At 55.0% G+C, this 20,120-nt stretch carries 16 protein-coding genes; 12 read left to right on the forward strand and 4 right to left on the reverse strand.

The window, feature by feature from the left end:
• Positions 1-3: 3 nt before the first annotated feature.
• The 4 genes from RT613_RS17435 to RT613_RS17450 form a co-directional block, all read right to left on the reverse strand.
• Entirely contained in the window at positions 4-1,953 is a 1,950-nt protein-coding gene (locus RT613_RS17435; protein ID WP_313617372.1) for a beta-L-arabinofuranosidase domain-containing protein, read from the reverse strand.
• A gap of 31 nt (positions 1,954-1,984) precedes the next feature.
• The gene (locus RT613_RS17440) at positions 1,985-2,854 is read right to left on the reverse strand and encodes a carbohydrate ABC transporter permease (RefSeq protein ID WP_313617374.1); all 870 of its coding nucleotides are present in this window, start codon (positions 2,852-2,854) and stop codon (positions 1,985-1,987) included.
• Entirely contained in the window at positions 2,851-3,780 is a 930-nt protein-coding gene (locus tag RT613_RS17445; RefSeq protein WP_313617418.1) for a sugar ABC transporter permease, read from the reverse strand. The genes RT613_RS17440 and RT613_RS17445 overlap by 4 nt, the downstream gene beginning before the upstream one ends.
• Positions 3,781-3,955: 175 nt before the next feature.
• Positions 3,956-5,200, reverse strand: a complete 1,245-nt coding sequence (locus tag RT613_RS17450) for a sugar ABC transporter substrate-binding protein (protein ID WP_313617376.1) — start codon at positions 5,198-5,200, stop codon at positions 3,956-3,958.
• A gap of 183 nt (positions 5,201-5,383) precedes the next feature.
• On the opposite strand from RT613_RS17450, the gene RT613_RS17455 reads away from it, so the two are divergent.
• From RT613_RS17455 to RT613_RS17510, 12 genes are all read left to right on the forward strand, one after another.
• Complete coding sequence (locus tag RT613_RS17455) at positions 5,384-6,379, forward strand: LacI family DNA-binding transcriptional regulator (RefSeq protein WP_409558846.1); 996 nt, start codon at positions 5,384-5,386, stop codon at positions 6,377-6,379.
• Between the two features lie 152 nt (positions 6,380-6,531).
• The gene (locus RT613_RS17460; RefSeq protein ID WP_313617378.1) at positions 6,532-8,274 is read left to right on the forward strand and encodes an ABC transporter substrate-binding protein; all 1,743 of its coding nucleotides are present in this window, start codon (positions 6,532-6,534) and stop codon (positions 8,272-8,274) included.
• A 161-nt stretch (positions 8,275-8,435) separates the two neighbouring features.
• Positions 8,436-10,286 carry an ABC transporter ATP-binding protein gene (locus tag RT613_RS17465; protein ID WP_313617380.1) on the forward strand — a complete coding sequence of 617 codons (1,851 nt, stop codon included), beginning with the start codon at positions 8,436-8,438 and terminating at the stop codon, positions 10,284-10,286.
• Positions 10,283-11,248 (forward strand): ABC transporter permease, encoded by a 966-nt coding sequence (locus RT613_RS17470; protein ID WP_313617382.1) that lies wholly within the window; start codon positions 10,283-10,285, stop codon positions 11,246-11,248. Before RT613_RS17465 ends, RT613_RS17470 begins: the two co-directional genes overlap by 4 nt.
• A complete protein-coding gene (locus RT613_RS17475; protein ID WP_313617384.1) occupies positions 11,245-12,201 on the forward strand; it encodes an ABC transporter permease in 957 nt (318 codons plus the stop codon). Before RT613_RS17470 ends, RT613_RS17475 begins: the two co-directional genes overlap by 4 nt.
• A gap of 12 nt (positions 12,202-12,213) precedes the next feature.
• Positions 12,214-13,515, forward strand: coding sequence for an alpha/beta fold hydrolase (locus tag RT613_RS17480; protein WP_313617386.1), 1,302 nt, complete (start codon positions 12,214-12,216; stop codon positions 13,513-13,515).
• Positions 13,516-13,531: 16 nt separating this feature from the next.
• The gene (locus tag RT613_RS17485) at positions 13,532-15,328 is read left to right on the forward strand and encodes an aminopeptidase P family protein (protein WP_313617388.1); all 1,797 of its coding nucleotides are present in this window, start codon (positions 13,532-13,534) and stop codon (positions 15,326-15,328) included.
• Positions 15,329-15,777: 449 nt separating this feature from the next.
• The gene (locus tag RT613_RS17490) at positions 15,778-16,926 is read left to right on the forward strand and encodes an HD domain-containing phosphohydrolase (protein ID WP_313617390.1); all 1,149 of its coding nucleotides are present in this window, start codon (positions 15,778-15,780) and stop codon (positions 16,924-16,926) included.
• A complete protein-coding gene (locus RT613_RS17495) occupies positions 16,916-17,239 on the forward strand; it encodes an STAS domain-containing protein (protein WP_313617391.1) in 324 nt (107 codons plus the stop codon). Before RT613_RS17490 ends, RT613_RS17495 begins: the two co-directional genes overlap by 11 nt.
• Positions 17,239-17,607 (forward strand): response regulator, encoded by a 369-nt coding sequence (locus tag RT613_RS17500; RefSeq protein WP_192489258.1) that lies wholly within the window; start codon positions 17,239-17,241, stop codon positions 17,605-17,607. Before RT613_RS17495 ends, RT613_RS17500 begins: the two co-directional genes overlap by 1 nt.
• On the forward strand, positions 17,604-19,604 hold the full coding sequence (locus RT613_RS17505) for a chemotaxis protein CheA (protein WP_313617394.1): 2,001 nt from the start codon (positions 17,604-17,606) through the stop codon (positions 19,602-19,604). Before RT613_RS17500 ends, RT613_RS17505 begins: the two co-directional genes overlap by 4 nt.
• Entirely contained in the window at positions 19,601-20,116 is a 516-nt protein-coding gene (locus RT613_RS17510; protein ID WP_313617396.1) for a chemotaxis protein CheW, read from the forward strand. The genes RT613_RS17505 and RT613_RS17510 overlap by 4 nt, the downstream gene beginning before the upstream one ends.
• Positions 20,117-20,120 lie beyond the last annotated feature (4 nt).

Genomic DNA, 20,120 nt, shown 5'->3' on the forward strand with positions numbered 1-20,120 from the left:
CTCCTACTTCTCAGCCAGCCAGACTTGCATCGCGCCTTCATCACGATTGGCCCAGAGATGATAGGGAATTGCTTTGAAGGAGCGCGTTTTCAATGCGGCCGGGCTTGTCCGGTAGAGCGTGCCCTTCCAGTCGGAGACATCGGCTTCCAATGCCTCTCCTTCCAGCACGGTCGCACCACCCAGAAATCCGGCGTCAAATCTCGGTGCAAACGTTGCCTGCGGCGAGATGCGCAGCTGCTGTGGTTCCGCGCCGATATCCGTCTGTTCCACACAATAAACAACCGGGCCACGCCGCAACGCCACCCGGCCTGCGTCTTCACCCACCGCCGGATTGGCGTAAAGTCGCTCCACAGGCATCTCGAAGGATAGGCGAATTTCATCGCCATCCTTCCACATGCGGGATATCGAGACATACCCCTTCTCGATCAATGACGTGATATCGACGCTCTCGCCGTTAATGCTGACCTTCGCCGAACGGCACCAACCGGGGACACGCAGTTTGAGTGTAAAAGCACTGTCGACTGAGAGACCAAAAGACAATCTGACATCACCATCCCAGGGATAGCCGGTTTGCTGTCGCAAACGCAGGAAACTGTCTCCGATTGTCAGTTCAGAGGTGTTTTCACCGTAGAGATGAACCGCGAGTGTGTCTTCGTTGGCAGAATAAAAGTACTGACCAAGCGACGTGATAAATCGGGCGATATTGGTCGGGCAGCAAGGGCAATAATGCCACTTCCAGCGGCGGTGCTGACCATGGCTTTCCAGCGCATTTTCGTAGAAATAATGCTCTCCATCCCGCGAAATGCCAGACAGCGCACCATTAAACAGCACGGTTTCCAGCGCATCAGTGAATTTGCCGTCAAGATCGATCTGCGCCATGCGGTGGCTCCAGAAACCAAGCGCAACGGCAGCGCAGGTTTCAGCATAAGCCGTTTCATTGGGCAGGTCATATTCGCGGGTGAACCCTTCGTTTGAGGCCGATGGCCCAAGCCCACCGGTTACATAGAGCTGGCGACCGGTCAGATTATCAAACAGGCGATCACAGGCATCTTTCAGGCTCTGGTCGTCATTTTCATAGGCGAGATCTGCCATGGCGGAAAACAGATACATGGCACGTACGGCGTGGCCGACAACCTGTGTCTGTTCACGCACCGGCATATGCGCCTGGCTGTAAGCATAGGTCTGGTAGACATATTTTGCGGGATCATCGCCGCGCTTGCGCGCCTCTTCGTCATAATAGGACGGCATCTGGCCACGTTCATCGACAAAATAGGTGGCGAGTTTCAGGTGGCGTGGATCCCTCGTCACTCGGTAGAGCTTGACCAGTGCCAGTTCGATTTCTTCATGCGCATCGTAACCACGCAACTTGCCCGGTTCCGTGCCGAAGGTATCGGCAATATGATCGACCGCACGGATCATTACATCCAAAAACTTGCGTTTTCCCGTTGCTTCGAAATAGGCGACGGCACCTTCCAGCAAATGCCCCATCGAATACATTTCATGCAGGTCACGCAAGTTGGTCCAGCGGTTTTCAGGCTCCCGACGGATAAACCAGCTGTTGAGATAACCATCAGCCATCTGGCCCTGTTCCAGTTTTTCGACAATGCCATCGATCTTGGCTTCAACATCCGGATTGGGATGTTTTTTCAGCGTATAGCTTGCGGCCTCGATCCATTTTCCAAAGTCGGAATCGAAGAAATGCTGCATGGAAAGGCCACTCGGCTGGATAGGGCGGGCAAGCGGTCCGGCCGGTTTGCCAAAATCCAGAACCTCCAGAAACCCTTCTTCTTCAAGACGCTTGTGCTGCGTGGGAATGGTGACATCGCGAACCGTATCAGACCAACTTTTCCAGAAGCCGCCATCAAATGACACGTTGGAATGATCAACCGGCACCAAGCGCTTGAAGCGACGCTGTGGCTGGCTGGCGGCTTGTTTTTTGAGAGATGAAGACATGGGAACTCCTTGTCGCAGGATCACTGCGTATTTACTTTACGGCGCCAGCGGTCAGTCCGCGCACGTAATAGCGTTGCAAAGCGAGGAAAAGCAGGATGCACGGCACCATGGTCACGGTAATCCCGGCCTGAAGAGCACCCCAATCAATGATGCCGTAAATGCCCGAGGACACGTTGACGAGCATGATCGGAAGCGTGAACTTGTTCTGGTCCGACAGGAAAATCAGCGCCGCCAAAAACTCGTTCCACGAATTGAGGAACGCAAACATTGCTACGGTTGCGACGCCCGGCAGCGCCAGTGGCAGCAGGATGCGGCGCAACAATGTCCATTGTGACGCGCCATCAATACGTGCCGCTTCAATCAGGGCGCCAGGCACCGCATCGAAGGCATTGCGCATCATGAAAATGGAAAACGGCAGCTGGAAAGTCGTGTAAACCAGCACCAATCCGAAGAGGTTGTTCTGCAGCCCTAAAAACTTCAGGATCAGGAACAGCGGCGTCAGAATGGATTGAAACGGGATCATCATGGTGGCCATGACAATCACGAAGATCAGCGACTGGCCGGGAAAGCGGAATTTGGAAAACCCGTAACCGGCCGGCACCGCCACCAGCACAGTCAACAGAATGGTGCCAAGCGCAATCAGTACCGAATTGCCGGCATAAACATACCAGCCCGCGCCTACACCCTCGAGACGACGATAATTCTCCAGTGAAAAGGCCTTTGAAAACAGCGCCACCGGATTGGCGAGCGCTTCTGCGGCCGGTTTGAACGAGTTGGCGAAAGACCAGATGATCGGCATCAGGAAGAAGATGGCAAACAGCAGGGATACCAGAATGAAGGTGATATGGCCCAGCCGTTCGGCAACGGTTTTGTCCTGACCGTTGGAATAGAAAATCTTCATCGACCTTCCTCCGGGCGTTGACGCATGAAGCTGAGCTGGATTGAGCTGATGGCGACGAGAACGACGAGCAGTGCGAAAGACAAAGCTGAACCGTAGCCGAGCCGATAGGATGAGAACGACGCCAGATAGATGGAGAACACCGCCGAAATGGTGCTGTTGCCCGGCCCACCCTGGGTGATGATGAAGAACTGGTCAAAAGCCAGCATTGATGAGGTGATGTTGAGAATAAGCGCCAGCAGCAGCGAATTGCGCATCAATGGCAGGGTAATGCGACGAAACCGGCTGAACACACTTGCACCATCGATTTTCGCCGCCTCGATAACATCAGGCGATATGCTCTGCAGCCCGGTCAACAGAATGACCATGGTAAACCCGGCCGTCTTCCAGACCACCATCAAAATGATCACCGCAAGGGCCGGCCAGAAACTTTCCAACGGTCGCGGCGCACTGTCCACCAAACCCAGTCCCAACAGCAGTCTGGAAAACACGCCACTATCGGGATTGAGCAGCCACATCCAGAGCGTTGATGCGGCCCCAAATCCGGTTACAACAGGCATGAAATAAACCGTGCGGAAAAACGATGCACTGCGCAGCGGCCGATCCACCAGCAGCGCCAGCGGAAACGCAACCAACAGGATCGCGGCTGTCACCAGTGCCGTGTAGAGCAATGTGAACCCGAGCGAGTTCCACAGCTGCGTATCGCCCATCAACTCCACGTAGTTTTCAAGGCCGATGAACTTCTTACGGCCAAGCAGGGGCCAGTGATACAGGCTCATCCACACCGTCATGACGAGCGGAATGAGGAAAAGCCCGATGATCAGCACCATACTGGGCAAAAGAAAAGCAAGCCCGAGCCAGCCATGTGGCTCGCGTTCATGAACGCCTGTTTTGTCGGGGCTCGCTTGATTGGTCGGGAACTTGGACACCACAGTGCAAAGTCCTTCTCTAAGCGTGAACGGAATATGTCGGATCACGCGGCTCAGATCATCGGACCCGAGCCGCCATGTCTGCTCGATGTCTCGCCTATGCAAATGCGCGGCGAAACCAACGTGAAGCAATCATCAGATGGGTCGGACGAATAATATCCGACCCCGTCACGTATTAGGGGTTGGTGCGCTCAAGGATTTTGGTGAATTCGTCCTGCGCCTTCTTGATCGACCCATCGACATCGTCACCGAAAATCGCACTCTGAATAAGGTTCAGAAATGGACCGGTGCGGCTGACGAACAGCTCATCCGAGGAGAAGGTGTATGGTGTCTTGGCCTTAGCCAACACATCGTAGGCAATTAGGTTACGCTTGTCGAACTGCGCATAGGCCTGATCCGCCACATCGGTACGCGGTGGCATGCCGGATTCCCTGGTGATGTAAACCTGTTGTTCCGGTTGCATGTAGAAATTGACGAAATCCAGCGCTACCTTCTTCTTTTCCTCACTGACACCCTTGATGAGCGCCAGAGTGTCACCGCCAGCAAAGCTCGAAACGCCACCCTTTGGACCGGGGATCGGCGCGACATCGAATTTCACGTCAGGATATTTGCTGGTCAGAAGGTTGACGATGTAAGAGCCTGTCATCAGCACACCAACCTTGCCGGACGCAAAGGCTTCAACGGCATTGTTGCCGTTGCCGGAACGCGAGGTCGGATGGATGGCGCCAGCCGTCCACATATCACGATAGGCAGCGATGGTGTCACGCAGTGCAGGCGTATCAACCGTTGCTTCGCGCCCGTCTTCAGAGAGAATGTCGGCGTCAGCGGCCCAGAGATGCGGCAGGAAATCATAGATCAGCCAGCTGCCGGAATTGGCCACGAAATAAAAGCCGTAGGTGTCGTCACCCAGCGCATCAATCTTCTTGGCATCTTCGGCAATTTCTTGAAGTGAGGCAGGTGCCTTCTTGGGATCAAGGCCAGCCTTTTCAAAGAGATCTGTGTTGTATGCAATGATGGATGCGTCCGGCAGCGCGGGTACGCCGTAGATTTTGTCTTCATAGGTCGCAAGGCGAATATGCGATGGGCTCAACGCGTCGGCATAGGGCAGACCTTTGACGAAATCCGTAATATCCTCAAGGCTTTCGTTGGCAGCAAATGTTGGCAGGTAGATCAGGTCAAGAACGGCACCGTCGGGAGGTGCACCGCCGGCAATGGCAGCTCCAAGCTTTGGCACCATCTGTTCGGCCGTGATTGGCGTAACGATAACCTTGTCGCTGTGTGCTGCATTATACTGGTCGGCAAGCCCCTGAAGCACTGCTGCAGACGAGGTACGCACCCACAGTGAAATCTCTTCCGCACTTGCAAGAGACGTGGATGCCGCAAGCGAAAGCGCCGCGAGCATGAGTTTGGTCTTGTGCATCGCATTCCCCTTTTGGTTGTCGTCAAAACCCTTGTCCGGTTGACGTGACGACGACGGTATTCTAGATTTTTTTCGTTGTCGACAGTATGTACCCAAGAAAAATGCAGAAAAGTGAGAAAACCTTTTCCCAACATTGAAATCGTTTGATAAAAGGTTTTCTCAAAAGTTTATGGGAGTGTTTGCTTGAAACCTCTAATGCCTCGGCGCACCACAATTCACGATGTCGCGGAAGCGGCGGGCGTCAGTATTTCGACGGCCTCCAAAGCGCTGAATGACAACGGCAGGATGCATCCTGACACCAGGGAACGCGTCAAACGTATTGCCGCTGAAATAGGATTTCGCCCCAACACACTTGCCCGCGGGTTGTTAAGCAGACGCAGCCTGACAATCGGACTTTTGACGAACGATACCTATGGCCGTTTCTCCCTTCCAATGATGGCCGGGGTGTCAGAAGCGCTGCTTGACAATGGCGTTTCGGTTTTTCTGTGCGCGACGAACGACAATCCGGAGCTTGCCAAGCTGCATGTCGAAGCCCTTCTCGACAAACAGGTGGACGGCATCATTTTCTCAGCCACCCGTCTTGACCGCAAGCCGCCAATGGATCTGTCGAACCTGCCCATTCCCGTGGTCTATGTGTTTGCGGAAGGCCCTGCTGGCAGCGTGACCATCATTCCCGACGATGAACAGGGCGCACGCCTTGCGGTCAATCACCTGATAGAAAAAGGACGCAAGCGGATCGTGCACATTACCGGTCCGGAAGACTTCCGTGCTGCCCGAGCCCGCTCGGCCGCTTATCACCGCATTTGCGGCAATGACGAGCCGACACTTTATGGAGAATGGACCGAGACCTGGGGACATGAAGCGGTAGAACGTCTCTGGTCCCGCGACACGCCAGCGCCTGACGGCATTTTTTGTGGCAACGACCAGATCGCACGCGGAGTGATCGACGCGCTCAGGGATCGCGACATTCAAATTCCAGAAGACGTTTCGGTTGTTGGCTTCGATAACTGGGAAATCGTGGCCGAACAGACCCGCCCCGCCCTCACGACAATCGACATGGAACTCAAGGAACTGGGCAGACAGGCAGGGCTTGCCGTGCTCGCACTTTCGAAAGGAGAAGTCACCGTCGGCGGCACCCGGAAGCTGCATTGCAGCCTCATTACACGTCAGTCCTGCTGATAAGACCCTGTAAGAATTACCCTAATTTCTTTTGTGGGCAATCTGTCGACAAATAAGTTGACAGTTAGTTCGGAATATCCAGAATGCGACGTCAGCGGCCTCATCAAAGACGCCGTAACAATCCAGGGAACGACAAAAAGGGGAATGGACAGATGAGTTTTCGCACGAAAAAACATGCATTGGGTCTGGCTGCTTTTATGCTGGCTGCATCCTGTTCGACGCTGGCGCTGGCGGCAGATCCCCAAACCGGTGGCGCTCTGAGAATTCTCGGCACAGCTGATATCGACCATTTCGACCCGACATCCGGTGCCCTGGTCACCACCAACAATTTCCTGCGCGCTGTTAGCCGCCAATTGATCAGTTACGAGGCATCAACCGACGAAAATTCCCGCCTTGAGCCAAAGGGTGACCTTGCAACAGAAGTGCCGCAGCCAACCAATGACGGCCTGACCTACACATTCACATTGCGCGACGGTGTGGCCTGGAACACGCCATCCGGTGAGCGAGCACTCACCGCGCAGGATTTCGAGCGCGGCATGAAGCGCATGTGCAATCCCTCGCTCGGTTCTGCCGCATTGACTTATTATGTCGACCTGATCAAGGGCATGCGCGAATTCTGCGACGGCTTTGCCAAGGTCGAACCAACCGTTGATGCGATGAAGGCCTATATTGAAGGAAATGACATATCCGGCATCGAAACGCCTGATGACAAGACCGTCGTCATCAACCTGACAGAAAAGGCCGGCGACTTCGTTTACATGTTGTCGCTGCCAACTGCGGCACCGGCGCCCGTCGAAGTTCTCGATTATATGCCGGATGGGCCGGATTACCGCTCCAACTTCATCTCCAGCGGCCCTTACACGATCGGCGAATATGTGCCGGACAGCCGCTTGCAACTGGTGCGCAATCCGGCATGGAAGGCTGAATCCGACCCGCTGCGCAAAGCCTATGTCGATGAAGTCGAAATCACCTTCGGCATTCAGCCTGATGCGGCAATCCAGCAGCTTCAGGCGGGTGATGGTGACATGACCTACGACATCGTCATCCCGCCAGCCACGCTGCACATGTTGACGACAGCCGGCGATGAGAAGCTGATGACCATGTCGGTTGGCCGCACAGCCTTCATCTTCATCAACACCGTTTCAGACAACAATAAGGGCGCTTTGAAAGACCTGCGCGTGCGCCAGGCGCTTCAATATGCCATTGACAAGGCCGCAACCGTTCAACAGCGTGGCGGACCAACGGTTGCCAAGCCGCAACATGGCATCTTTGGACCCGGTGTTCTCGGTTACCACGACTTCGATCTTTATCCGTCGGAAGGCTCAAAGGGTGATCCCGAAAAGGCAAAAGCCCTGCTGGCTGAAGCTGGTTTCCCAGATGGCATCACGCTGAAAATGCCGTACCGCAACCAGAACGCCGAACCCGCCATTGCCCAGACCATTCAGGCCAGCATGAAAAAGGCAGGTATTGAAATTGAACTGACGCCGGTAGCGCCTGCCGACTATTATTCCAAGTTCATGACCAACCCGCTGAACACCAAGGAAGGCAATTGGGATATCGCACCGGTCGGCTGGTCGCCAGACTGGGTTGGCGGCGCTGCGCGCTCGGTCTTCCAGCCCCAGTTCACCTATAACGGCACACACCAGACCTACAACTACACCGACTATAACAATGAGGAAGCCAACAAGTTTGCCCAGCAGGCAATCAATGCCACCACGTCGGAAGAGGCTGCAAAGCTGTGGGCACAGGTGGATGAGTTGGTCATGAAGGACGCACCGGTCGTTCCGTTCATTTCCGAACAGGTCGTGCTCTACCACGGCGAAGCCGTACAAAACTTCCAGCCCTATGCCATCGGTGCGCAGGGCGACTGGACCAACGTCTGGCTGGATCGTTGATCAAAAGGCCACCTGCTCCATGCAGGTGGCCTTTTTCGTTTCCAACAGAACATGTGAGGCGTGCAATCGCCTCCCGTGTTGTTTGTTTCAATGGTGCTGTCCGGTTATTTTTTGAAAACCGGATACGCCTTTGCAACGGTTGAGTTTCAGGGAATTGATCCATGACCATTCTGGAAACCCGCAATCTGAACATCCAGATCCCGACGGAAGATGGTATTGTTCAGGCAGCGCGAAACGTTTCATTTGAAGTCAAGCAGGGTGAGCTTTTCGGCATTGCCGGAGAATCCGGTTCCGGCAAAAGCGTTTTGACACAGGCTGTTATGGGCCTGCTGCCCAATGCTGAAATCACAGGCGAGGTTCTGTTTCAGGGCAAAAACCTGCTGACTCTGTCGCAGCGGGAAATGCGCAGCTATCGCGGTGCCTGCATCGGCATGATTTTTCAAGACCCGCTGTCCAGCCTTCATCCCTACTACACGATCGGTGCGCAGATCACCGAGATGATCCATGCCCATGAACGCGTCAGTTCCGATGAGGCAAAAAAACGCGCCATATCAATGCTGGAGCGGGTCGGCATACCCAATGCAGCCAGCCGGTTTGACAGCTACCCTCACCAGTTCTCGGGCGGCATGCGTCAGCGTGTGATGATTGCCATGGCACTGGTGCTTAATCCGCCGCTGGTTATTGCCGACGAACCGACAACGGCACTGGATGTTACGGTTCAAGCCCAGATCATTGAATTGCTCAACGAAATGCGTCGCGAAACAGGCACCACCGTCATCATGATTACCCATGATCTCGGACTGCTTTCCAGCATCGCCGATCATGTGATGGTGATGTATGCGGGCAACCGCATGGAGCTTTCCTCCAGCAATGCGCTTTTTTCACAACCAGCCCATCCCTACACGGCAGGTTTGCTGAATTCGTCTCCGGCCAATTACACACCGGGAACGGAGCTTGTCCCCATCCCCGGCCGACCGCCAAGCCTCATCCACCTTCCCAAAGGCTGCGTCTTCAAGGCGCGCTGTCCTGAGGCGCAGGCGATGTGCTCAAACCCGCCGCCGCTGCGCATCTTCAATGATGATACGCAAAGCCTCTGTTGGCGCGAGACACCAGCCTCTCTCAAACAGGCACAAGCGGCAGTTTCGCAAACAGAGCCCGATACTCATTCGGCACCGGCCAAGGTCATTGAAGCTCGTGGTGTGAAGCTGAGTTACAATCTCGGCGGCCCATTCGGTGGCGGCAACACGCTTGATGTGCTCAAGGGCATCGACCTTGATCTCTACAAGGGCGAAACATTGGGGCTGGTTGGAGAATCCGGTTGCGGGAAATCAACGCTGGCACGCGTTCTCGCTGGCCTCATTCCGGCAACCGATGGCAGCGTGATCGTCGATGGCAAATCGCTTGCAGCACTCAGCAGCCGTGAATGGCGCGAAATGCGCAAGCGCATCCAGCTTGTGTTTCAGGATCCGTTTGGCTCACTCAATCCGCGCCGCCGCGTCAGTTCGATCATTGGTGATCCGTTTCGTATTCACGGCGTGTTTTCCGGTGGCAGACGCAAAAAGGCCGTTCAGACATTGATGGAGAAAGTCGGCCTTAACCCCGAGCATTACAATCGTTTTCCATCCGAGTTTTCGGGCGGTCAGCGCCAGCGTATCGGCATTGCCAGAGCATTGGCACTTAATCCGGAGCTGATCATTTTCGATGAGCCAGTGTCGGCACTGGATGTGTCCATTCAGGCGCAGGTACTGAACCTGATGCGACAATTGCAGCAGGAATTGAACCTGACCTATCTGTTCATTTCTCATGACCTGTCGGTCGTGCGTCATGTCTGCAACCGCATCGCCGTGATGAACAAAGGGCAGATCGTCGAGCTTGCCGATGCTGAAAGCATCTATTCCAATCCGCAGGATCCCTACACAAAAACGCTGATCGCCGCGTCCATCCACACACCCAACATGATTGCGGCCCCTGATCGGCAGCTTGTTCGCTCTATTCCGGGAGAGGCAGCATGACAGACCTATCCCATTCGACACAGGAAACGGCCGTTGTTCAGCGCGGCCCCTTCGAGTTGACAATGCGCCGCTTCGCCAGGGATCGTGCCAGCCTCATTGCCCTGCTCTTCATTCTGGCGCTGATCGTGCTTGCCATCTGCGCACCGCTGATTGAAACCGCAACGGGCCATTCGCCGATCGAGCAATATCGAACCACGGGTTTAAGCGAGATGGGTTTGCCGGTTGCACCCAATGATGAGTTCATCCTGGGCACTGACCATCTGGGACGTGATGTCATTGTGCGCCTTGCCTATGGTGCGCGCGTATCGCTGCTGGTTGGCGTTCTTGCATCACTGACTGCCGCCTTTATCGGCCTGACCATCGGCATGATCGCCGGATATGTCGGCGGCGCAACCGACATGGTCCTCAGCCGCCTGATGGACCTCGTCATGAGTGTGCCTTTCCTGCTCTGCGCTTTGGCGCTCGTTTCTGTCTTCGGGCCGAGCCTGGGCTTGAGTGTCGGGGTTATCGTGTTCTTCAGTTGGACGACGATGGGGCGTGTCATACGCGCCGAAGTCAATTCTCTGCGTCGCCGCGAATTCGTGGAAGCCAGCCGCTCGCTCGGCGCTGGCCCGATCTCCATCATGCTCAGGGATATTCTGCCCAATCTGAGCGTTCCCATCATCGTCTACACCACCATGATGATCCCGAGCGCCATCGTGTTTGAAGCAACCCTCTCCTTCCTTGGGCTTGGCATCGTGCCACCAACACCAAGCTGGGGCGGCATGCTGGCAGACGCGGCCACCAATTCGATTTACCTCGTTGCCTGGTGGCTCGTCGTCTTTCCCGGCATGGCGCTACTGTTCACCACGCTTTCCTTCAACATTCTGGGCGACGGACTGCGTGACGCGCTTGATCCGAAAGCGCGCCCCGTCCGCATGAGCCGGTTTTTGAAAAAGGCCGGAAAGGCCGGAAAGCCATGATCCGATATCTTCTGAAGCGACTTGGCTTCTCGGCACTGATCCTGTTTACCCTCAGCGGTTTCGTGTTCTTTCTGTTTTTTGTGGCGCCCGGTGACCCTGCCCGTGTGATCGCCGGAGAAAAGGCAACCGAAGCACAACTGGTGCAGATCCGCACCAATCTTGGCCTCGACCGTCCCATCCCGGAGCAATACCTCACCTTTGTCAGCAAGGCAGTTCAGGGCGACCTTGGTTTCTCCTATCGAAACCAGCAGCCGGTCACCAAACTCATCGTCAACCGCATTCCCGCCACCGTCTCATTGGTGATTGGCGGTGTTATCTTCTGGTTACTGATTGGTATCCCTGTGGGTGTCATGTCGGCCCGCCATCCCGGCGGTCTCAGGGATCGTCTTGGCCAGGGCTTCATTCTGTTGGGCCTCAGCTTTCCAACCTTTGTTCTCGGTATGCTGTCGCTTTACGTGTTCTACTTCCTGCCGAAACAGGCTGGCTTCACGCTTTTTCCTCCCGGAGGATACAAGCCATTCCTGCGGGACCCGATCATCTGGGCATGGCATCTTTTCCTGCCATGGATGACGCTTGCCTTGGTTACAGCTGCGGTCTATGCCCGTCTCACACGTGGCCACCTGCTGCAGGTCATGGGAGAGGATTATATCCGCACGGCCCGTTCCAAGGGACTTTCAGAGCGAACAGTGCTCTTCAAGCATGGTCTGCGCAGCACGCTGACACCGCTTGTTACACAGCTTGGTGCCGACATTGCCCTGCTTCTGGGCGGAGCAATCGTCATCGAACAGATATATGGTTTGCAGGGTGTGGGTGCATTGGCTGTGCAGGCTGTCAACAATCAGGATAGGCCGATCATCATCGGCGTGGTTTTGCTTGGCGGCCTCTTTATTGTGGTGACGAATATCGTCGTCGATCTTCTTTACGCTGTTCTGGACCCACGGGTCAGAAGATAGGAATGCAAACAAATGGCTCTTTCCGAATACGTCATTCCCGGCATGTTCATTCGTGATCACATCGTCACGGTTCCGCTCGACTGGAGCAAACCGGATGGTGAAACAATCGAGGTTTTTGCCCGCGAGGTTTGTGACCCGACCAAGCGCAACGCCACACTGCCACTGCTTGCCTTCCTGCAGGGTGGTCCCGGAGGCAAATCCCCGCGTCCGACAAATGGTGGTCCCTCCTGGCTGGCGGAAGCGCTGAAAAGCCACCGTGTCATTCTGGTTGATCAACGTGGCACGGGCCGCAGCAGCCGCATTGAAAGCGCCACCATGGCCCGTTTTGGTGATGACGGCGCAAAGGCGGGGAACTACCTTGCCTGCTTCCGCGCAGACAGCATCGTTGCGGATTGCGAACACATTCGCAAAACCCTGTTTGGTGGCAAAAAATGGGAGACGCTTGGCCAGAGTTATGGTGGCTTCCTGACGCTCACCTATCTGTCAAAGGCGCCCGAAGGGCTGTCCGCCTGCTACGTCACCGGTGGTCTTGCCGGCATTGATGCGACGGCCGATGATGTTTACCGCTGCACCTATCCGCGCGTTGCGGCCAAAACGGCACGTTATTACGACCGTTATGCCACTGACCGCGCCAGAATTGGCAGGATTGCCGATTTCATCGCCAACAATGACGTCCGCCTGCCGGATGGCGACCGTCTGACCGTTCGCCGTTTCCAGACACTTGGCATCGATTTTGGCATGGCACCAGGATTTGAAAACATTCACTGGCTGGTCGACGAGGCATTTTCATCCAGCGCCGAGGATCGTCTGTCCGATCACTTCCTGGCTTCGGTCATGAACCTCACCTCCTATGACAGCAATCCGCTTTTTGCCGTGTTGCAGGAAAGCATTTACGGCCAGGGTCAGGGGGCGACCAATTGGGCAGCAGAACGCATTCGCGCAGAGTATCCCGACTTCGATGAAAAGAACCGACCATTGCTGTTCACCGGCGAAATGATGTTCTCGTGGATGTTTGATGACATTCGCTCACTGAAACCATTCCGTGCCGGCGCCCGTGCTTTGGCCGAGCGGCAGCACCACAGTGAGCTCTATGACGATTCTCGCCTTGCCAGCAACGAAGTTCCGGTGGCCGCAGCCGTCTATTTTGATGATATGTATGTCGACGCCGGCCTGTCATTGGATACGGCAAAGCGCACCGGCAATGTCGAGGCGTGGGTAACCAACGAATATGAGCATGATGGCGTACGTCAGTCCTCACGCGTCTTCCGGCGCCTGCTCGATATGGTCCGTGACAAGGGCGGCCCGCTCTCCTGAATGAAAGCAAATTAGCATGACCGCTTCTGCTGATATCAAAAAGCGGCTTGCCGCACTTCGTGCTGTTTTGGCCTCCAAGGGGCTGGATGGCTTTGTCGTACCCCGTGCGGATGCCCATCAAAGCGAGGTGGCCTCACCGCGGGACGATTGCCTTGCCTATATCACCGGTTTTACCGGCTCTGCTGGATTGGCACTTGTGCTGGCTGACAAGGCATTGATTTTCGTGGATGGCCGCTACGACATTCAGGTGCGTCATGAGGTGGATCAGACGCTGTTTGAAATCCACCATCTGCACCATGATCCGATTGATCGATGGCTGCGTGCCCATGCAAACAAGGGCATGAAAATTGGCTTTGACCCGATGCTGATCAACGGTGATCTGCATGTCAGGATATCGAGTGCCATGATCGAGGCCAATGCTACCCTTACACCCGTTGCGGACGACTTATTCGATCAGATATGGACGAACCGCCCACCGAAACCCATCGGACCTATCCGGGCTATGCCGTTGCATATTGCCGGAGAGACGTCTCAAACCAAGAAACAACGGGTCGCCGCTGCCATAAAGCAAGCCGGTGCGGACCTGATGGTCGAAACCCTGCCGGATAATATCGCCTGGCTGCTCAACGTGCGCGGTTCGGATGTGCCGATGAACCCGGTACCGCATTCGTTCCTGACGCTCGCGGCAGATGGCTCTGCGGAATGGTTTGTCGATCGTCGCAAACTTGGCAATGACCTCTCGGCTTTTGAACTGAACAACGTCAAACTTCTTGATCCCGCAAACTTCATCGATCGTGTCGGTCAGAACGCCTCGGGCAAGGCCGTGATGATCGATCCGCAATTCTCACCAGTTGCGGTGCGACTGGCCGTACAGGCCGCAGGTGGCAAGACGGTCAGCAAGACAAGCCCAACGACAGTGTTGAAGGCGGCCAAAAACACCGTCGAACTTGAAGGCTATCGCCGTTGCCATATTGAAGATGGTGTTGCGGTCACCAATTTCCTGGCATGGGTGCTCAAGGAAGGACGTGCGCGGCAAGGCACGACAAATCCGCTTACCGAACTTGAGGCCGAGGCAAAGCTGTTGGATTTTCGCCAGGAAGGCGACGGTTTTATAGAGGCCAGCTTCCGATCCATTTCCGCATCCGGCGCAAACGCAGCCATGTGCCACTACAATTCTGCAGAAGATACCAACGCGGCTATCGACGACAAGTCGCCCTATCTGATCGATTCAGGCGGGCAATATATTGACGGCACAACAGATATTACCCGCACCCTAATGCTTGGGCCTGCCAACGATGCCGTCAAACGAACCTATACGGCCGTCTTGAAGGGGTTTCTCTCGCTGATCATGGCAAAAATGCCAAAGGGCACACAGGGGCATCAACTGGATGCATTTGCAAGACGCCCCCTATGGGACCTGGGCCTCGATTATGATCACGGCACCGGACATGGTGTCGGTCACAACCTCCTCATCCACGAATATCCGCACCGCTTTGCCAAGATCGCCAACCCTTTCGGGCTGGAGCCCGGCAACATCATGACCATTGAGCCGGGATATTATGAGGCAGGGCAATATGGATTGCGCATTGAAAACCAGGTTGAGGTCGTTGCGATCACGCCAACTTTCTGCAGCTTCGCATCCCTGACCCTGGTGCCGATCGATCTGACCGCCGTGGATATTCAAAAACTGTCTGATGAGGAAATCATCTTCCTGAACGAATACCATCGGACAGTCAGAGATGTGCTTGCACCAAAAGTGAAGCGCGAAACGTTATCGTTTCTTATCGAGCAGACCGAGACGATCACGCGCTGAAGCAACATGAAAGTGAGGGCGAAACATCTTGCGACCTCACGTGCACGTGAATCGCGGCACAAACAATCAGAGATTGTCCTAAACAAGCATAAACGACACAACCTAAAAAAGGCGAAAAAGCGTCAAAATTGCGCTTTTGCGTGGCACATCTGACAGTTTCCTTTAAAAGAGACTTGTCTTTTTATAAGTGTATTCAGACCGATACCGATAGTTATAGGTATGAATTAGTGCCGCGCTTTAATTGCGGATTAACTATCTTCCGACAGAATACAACCCGAAGCGGAAAACCTGGCGTGACATTGCTCACGCACTCTCCGAGCTCTCAACTGATGGCATGACGCCACTCGGAACACTTTCAAAAAATGTCCAATCTTAACGAAATTCACCGTTTTCACGGACCGTTTTCGTGCGCCTATTTTTAAGTTGAAAACGGCATTCGGGGGCCAAGCGTGCATATTGTATTGGTAGACGACAGCAGGTCTGCTCTTTTTGCACTTGATATTGCTGTCCGGGAAATTCCCGGCGTGCATGTTACTGCATTCGAGGATCCAGCCACGGCGCTGGAACACTGCCTGAAATCCCCTATAGACCTTTTGATTGTTGATTTTACAATGCCCAAATACACGGGCATTGAGTTGGTGGCCGAACTCAAGCGCCAAAATGTTCTGGTCCATATTCCCGTCATCATGGTGACATCGGAGACGGAACGCAGCATCCGCATTCAAGCGATTGAAACCGGCGTTACAGACTTTATCGGTAAACCGTTCGATTCCATCGAACTGAAGGCACGTGTGCGCAACCTTCTCGCATTGCGCAAGGCGCAGCGTGATCTTTCGCACCGTGCAAACCGTCTCGTTGATGAAGTTGACAAGGCAACCGAAGAACTTGCCGAACGCGAAGAAGAAATTATCTGGCGGCTAGCCCGCGCCATCGAGTTTCGCGACGGCGATACCGGTGACCATATCTCTCGTGTCGCGCATATCAGCAAGCTGATCGCGAGGGATCTTGGTCTATCCAGCGAACATTGCAGGATGATCTATCTCGCAGCACCTTTGCATGACGTCGGCAAAATCGGCATTTCTGACAGCGTGTTGTTGAAACCCGGTCGTTTGACACCGGAAGAGATTGCCGAAATGCGCAAACATGTCGAAATCGGCGTGCGCATTCTGGAAAACGGCACGTCCGATCTCGTCCGTATCGCCGAAGCCGTGGCTGGTGGCCATCACGAAAAATGGGATGGCACTGGATATCCCAAGGGTATTTCAGGGCAAAACATCCCGATCGAAGCCCGGATTGTCGCCGTTGCCGATGTGTTTGAAGCCCTGTGCTCCGAGCGCCCTTACAAACGTGCCTGGCCAATCGAAGAGGCTCGCGATCACATCATTGCACAAAGCGGCAGTCATTTCGATCCCGCCTGTGTGGTCGCGTTCCAAAACCAATGGACCCGCATCGCGGCACTGATGGCGCAAGACGCGCCCAAGACGATCACTGTCGAGGTTCCCAGCATGGAAACACCTGACGAACCGGTCGGCACATTACAGTCACCTTTCAAAATTCACGTCGAAGAACCAGTACGGGAAACACCTGATGTCAAGTAATGCGGCGGCTGAAACTCTGGTGTTACCGTCCACACTTTCCATACGCCACATATCAGGAGCTCATGAACTCCTGCTGCGGCAGCTTGAAAAAGAAGATGCCCTGCTTCTCGACATCTCCGACGATGCCGACATTGATCTGAGTTTCATCCAGTTGGTTGAAGCCCCCCGCCTATATGCAAAAAACCACGGAAAAACAGTCAGCCTGACACACCCCGCCGGTGAAAACCTCCTGCAGACACTCCGCCGCAGCGGGTTCCTGTCGCGCATGGACAAGGCTTCACAGCAGTTCTGGCTGCATGGAAAGGACCTATAATGAGCGCCCACATTCTCACAGTTGATGACTCTGCAAGCATTCGCATGACCACGAAAATCGCGCTAACCAATGCCGGTTATCAGGTCACAGAAGCGGTTGATGGCCAAGATGGCCTTGCCAAGGCCAAGGGCGCTACATTCGACCTTATCATCACAGATCTGAACATGCCCAACATGAACGGTCTGGAAATGATTGAAGCCCTGCGCCAGTCGCCAGCCCACACCGGCATTCCGATCATCTTCCTTACAACGGAATCGGATGCAGACATGAAGGCGCGCGCAAAGGCCGCTGGCGCTACCGGCTGGCTCACCAAACCTTTCGACGCTGAAAACCTCGTCAAGATTGCCAAAAAGGTACTCGGGAAATGACCACGCTTGACCCTATTCAGGTTTTCAGGACGGAAGCGGCAGAGCTATTCGAGCAGATCGAAAGTGGCCTGCTCGATCTACTTCACGACCTTTCCGATCAAGATCAGATCGATGCCGTATTCCGAGGCCTGCACACCCTGAAAGGGTCTGGCGCGATGTTCGGGTTCGAGGCGCTCGCTGCCTTTACCCATCATTGCGAAACTGCATTCGACCGGGTGCGTAAGGGCGAAGTGCCTGCCACCAGCGAACTTGTGGCTGCCGTTCTTGAAGCTCAAGACCATATGCGTGCATTGGTCGAAAATCCGCTTGGTGTGCCTGGCAACCACGGTGACAAGTTGCTGGCAAAGCTGCACGAAGCCGTTGGTGAAGGTAGCCGTGGCTCCGTGACTCACGTGCCTGTAGCTGCAGTCAAAACACCGGCCGCCCCAAAACCCAAGGCGACCACCTGGAAGGTGACGTTCCGCCTACCCGTCAATGCCATGGCCAACGGAACAAATCCACTTGGTCTGCTGGATGAGCTCGATGAATTGGGCGAGTGTGAAATCGTTGCAGACATTTCCAAGGTCCCGGCACTCGATACGCTCAACCCGAGCGATCTTCACATTGGCTGGTCTGTGACGCTCACCACCGAACAGCCCCAATCCGCCATCGAAGATGTTTTCATCTTCGTCATGGACGATATGGAAATCGATATTCGCAAGCTCGATGAAGCAGAGGCCGTGGCCGATGTCGCTGTAGAGGAAACAGTTGCAGCTCCGGTCAAAAGCGCAGCTCCGCCCACATCGGGGCCCGCCACCCAGAATGACGGCAAAAACGCCAAGGCCACGGAAAATGTCCGTGTTCCAGCCGAGCGTCTGGACGAACTGATGGACCGTGTCGGCGAATTGGTCATTGCCCAGTCGCGTCTGTCCCAGTTGGCAGGTGGCAGTGCAGACATTCTGCTTCGGTCCGTGTCCGAAGATGTAGAGCGTCTTTCTGGCGAGTTGCGCGATACGATGATGGTGTTGCGTATGGTGCCGATCGCCCAGCTTTTTGGTCGCTTCCGCCGCCTCATACATGACCTTGCCCGGGAAACCGGCAAGCAGATTGAACTGGTCACCGAAGGTGAAAGCACCGAAGTCGACAAGGCCGTGATCGAACGCCTTGCAGATCCGCTAGTTCACCTGGTGCGCAATTCTTGTGACCATGGTCTTGAAACCATGGAAGACCGCATTGCTGCCGGTAAATCTCCGATCGGCCGCATTACATTGATTGCGCGTCAATCTGGTGGTGATGTCACCATTACCATCCGCGACGACGGCCGCGGCATCGACCGCCAGAGAGTGAGAGCAAAAGCTGAATCGTCCGGCCTGATCGCCGCCAATGCGCAAATCAGCGACCAGGAACTTCTCCAAATGATCTTCCAGCCGGGATTTTCAACGGCTGCTGCGGTCACCAACCTTTCCGGCCGCGGCGTTGGCATGGATGTCGTGAAGAAGTCCGTCGAGGCTTTGCGTGGCACCATCAACATCGTCAGCACGCCCGGTCAGGGTTCAGAAATTTCTCTCGCCATTCCATTGACGTTGGCCATCATCGACGGCCTGCTCGTTCGGGTGGGCAATGGCTGCTACGTCATTCCGCTTTCTGCGGTTGAGGAGTGCCTTGAGCTTTCGCCCGAAGATGATCTGCGTTCGCGTGGCCGCTCCTTCATTTCGCTGCGTGACAGTCTGGTGCCCTTCATTCGGCTCAGGGAACTTTTCAACACGGGCACCAAGCCGGACCAGTATCAAAAGGTCGTGGTCATCTCGACCGGCTCGGAACGTGTCGGTCTCGTCGTTGACCAGATCATCGGCGACCACCAGACCGTGATCAAGGCAATGTCGAAACTGCATCATGACGTGGCGACGTTCTCAGGCGCGACCATTCTGGGCGATGGCAGCGTGGCCCTAATCCTCGACGTCGGCCATCTGGTGGCCGCGGGACAACACCAGGAGGCGCAGTTGCGCGCAGCAGGATGAACCAGCACATCGCAATTAAAGCAGGCACCATCTGGAACAACAACGACGATGTTGAAGTGCTTACCTTCAGCCTCGCCGGAGAAACCTTCGCCATCGAGGCGGTCAAGGTTCAGGAAATCCTTGATCTCCTGCCGGAGACCTCTGTACCTGGCAGCTTGCCATTCGTTGGAAGCGTCATCAACTTTCGCGGCAAGGTCATTCCGCTCGCTGACATCAGGTTGGCGTTTGGAATGGAGGCTGGGGAAAAGACGATCGACAGTCGGATTGTCGTCATCGAGCTGCCTCTTGGTGACGAACGCACACTGATCGGAATTCGTACCGACAGGGTCTTTGAGGTTACCACTTTTTCCAAAAGTGCCAGCGAGGCTCCGCCGAGCGTCGGAATGCGTTGGCGCGCTGATTACATCGATTGCCTGATCAAGCGGGAAAACCAGTTTGTTATCCTGCCCAACCTGGCAGCAATTTTCTCAAATCACAATTCGCAGTCAGCAACCGGTCCCTCCCACGGTTGAACTG

This window comes from Agrobacterium sp., from assembly GCF_032092815.1.
Classification (GTDB): Bacteria; Pseudomonadota; Alphaproteobacteria; order Rhizobiales; family Rhizobiaceae; genus Agrobacterium.

Excerpts from the sequence above, each read along its gene's own strand:
- RT613_RS17435 (WP_313617372.1), bottom strand. The coding sequence starts at position 1,953 with ATGTCTTCATCTCTCAAAAAACAAGCCGCCAGCCAGCCACAGCGTCGC.
- RT613_RS17440 (WP_313617374.1), bottom strand. The coding sequence starts at position 2,854 with ATGAAGATTTTCTATTCCAACGGTCAGGACAAAACCGTTGCCGAACGG.
- RT613_RS17450 (WP_313617376.1), bottom strand. The coding sequence starts at position 5,200 with ATGCACAAGACCAAACTCATGCTCGCGGCGCTTTCGCTTGCGGCATCC.
- RT613_RS17460 (WP_313617378.1), top strand. The coding sequence starts at position 6,532 with ATGAGTTTTCGCACGAAAAAACATGCATTGGGTCTGGCTGCTTTTATG.
- RT613_RS17465 (WP_313617380.1), top strand. The coding sequence starts at position 8,436 with ATGACCATTCTGGAAACCCGCAATCTGAACATCCAGATCCCGACGGAA.
- RT613_RS17470 (WP_313617382.1), top strand. The coding sequence starts at position 10,283 with ATGACAGACCTATCCCATTCGACACAGGAAACGGCCGTTGTTCAGCGC.
- RT613_RS17475 (WP_313617384.1), top strand. The coding sequence starts at position 11,245 with ATGATCCGATATCTTCTGAAGCGACTTGGCTTCTCGGCACTGATCCTG.
- RT613_RS17480 (WP_313617386.1), top strand. The coding sequence starts at position 12,214 with ATGGCTCTTTCCGAATACGTCATTCCCGGCATGTTCATTCGTGATCAC.
- RT613_RS17485 (WP_313617388.1), top strand. The coding sequence starts at position 13,532 with ATGACCGCTTCTGCTGATATCAAAAAGCGGCTTGCCGCACTTCGTGCT.
- RT613_RS17495 (WP_313617391.1), top strand. The coding sequence starts at position 16,916 with ATGTCAAGTAATGCGGCGGCTGAAACTCTGGTGTTACCGTCCACACTT.
- RT613_RS17500 (WP_192489258.1), top strand. The coding sequence starts at position 17,239 with ATGAGCGCCCACATTCTCACAGTTGATGACTCTGCAAGCATTCGCATG.
- RT613_RS17505 (WP_313617394.1), top strand. The coding sequence starts at position 17,604 with ATGACCACGCTTGACCCTATTCAGGTTTTCAGGACGGAAGCGGCAGAG.
- RT613_RS17510 (WP_313617396.1), top strand. The coding sequence starts at position 19,601 with ATGAACCAGCACATCGCAATTAAAGCAGGCACCATCTGGAACAACAAC.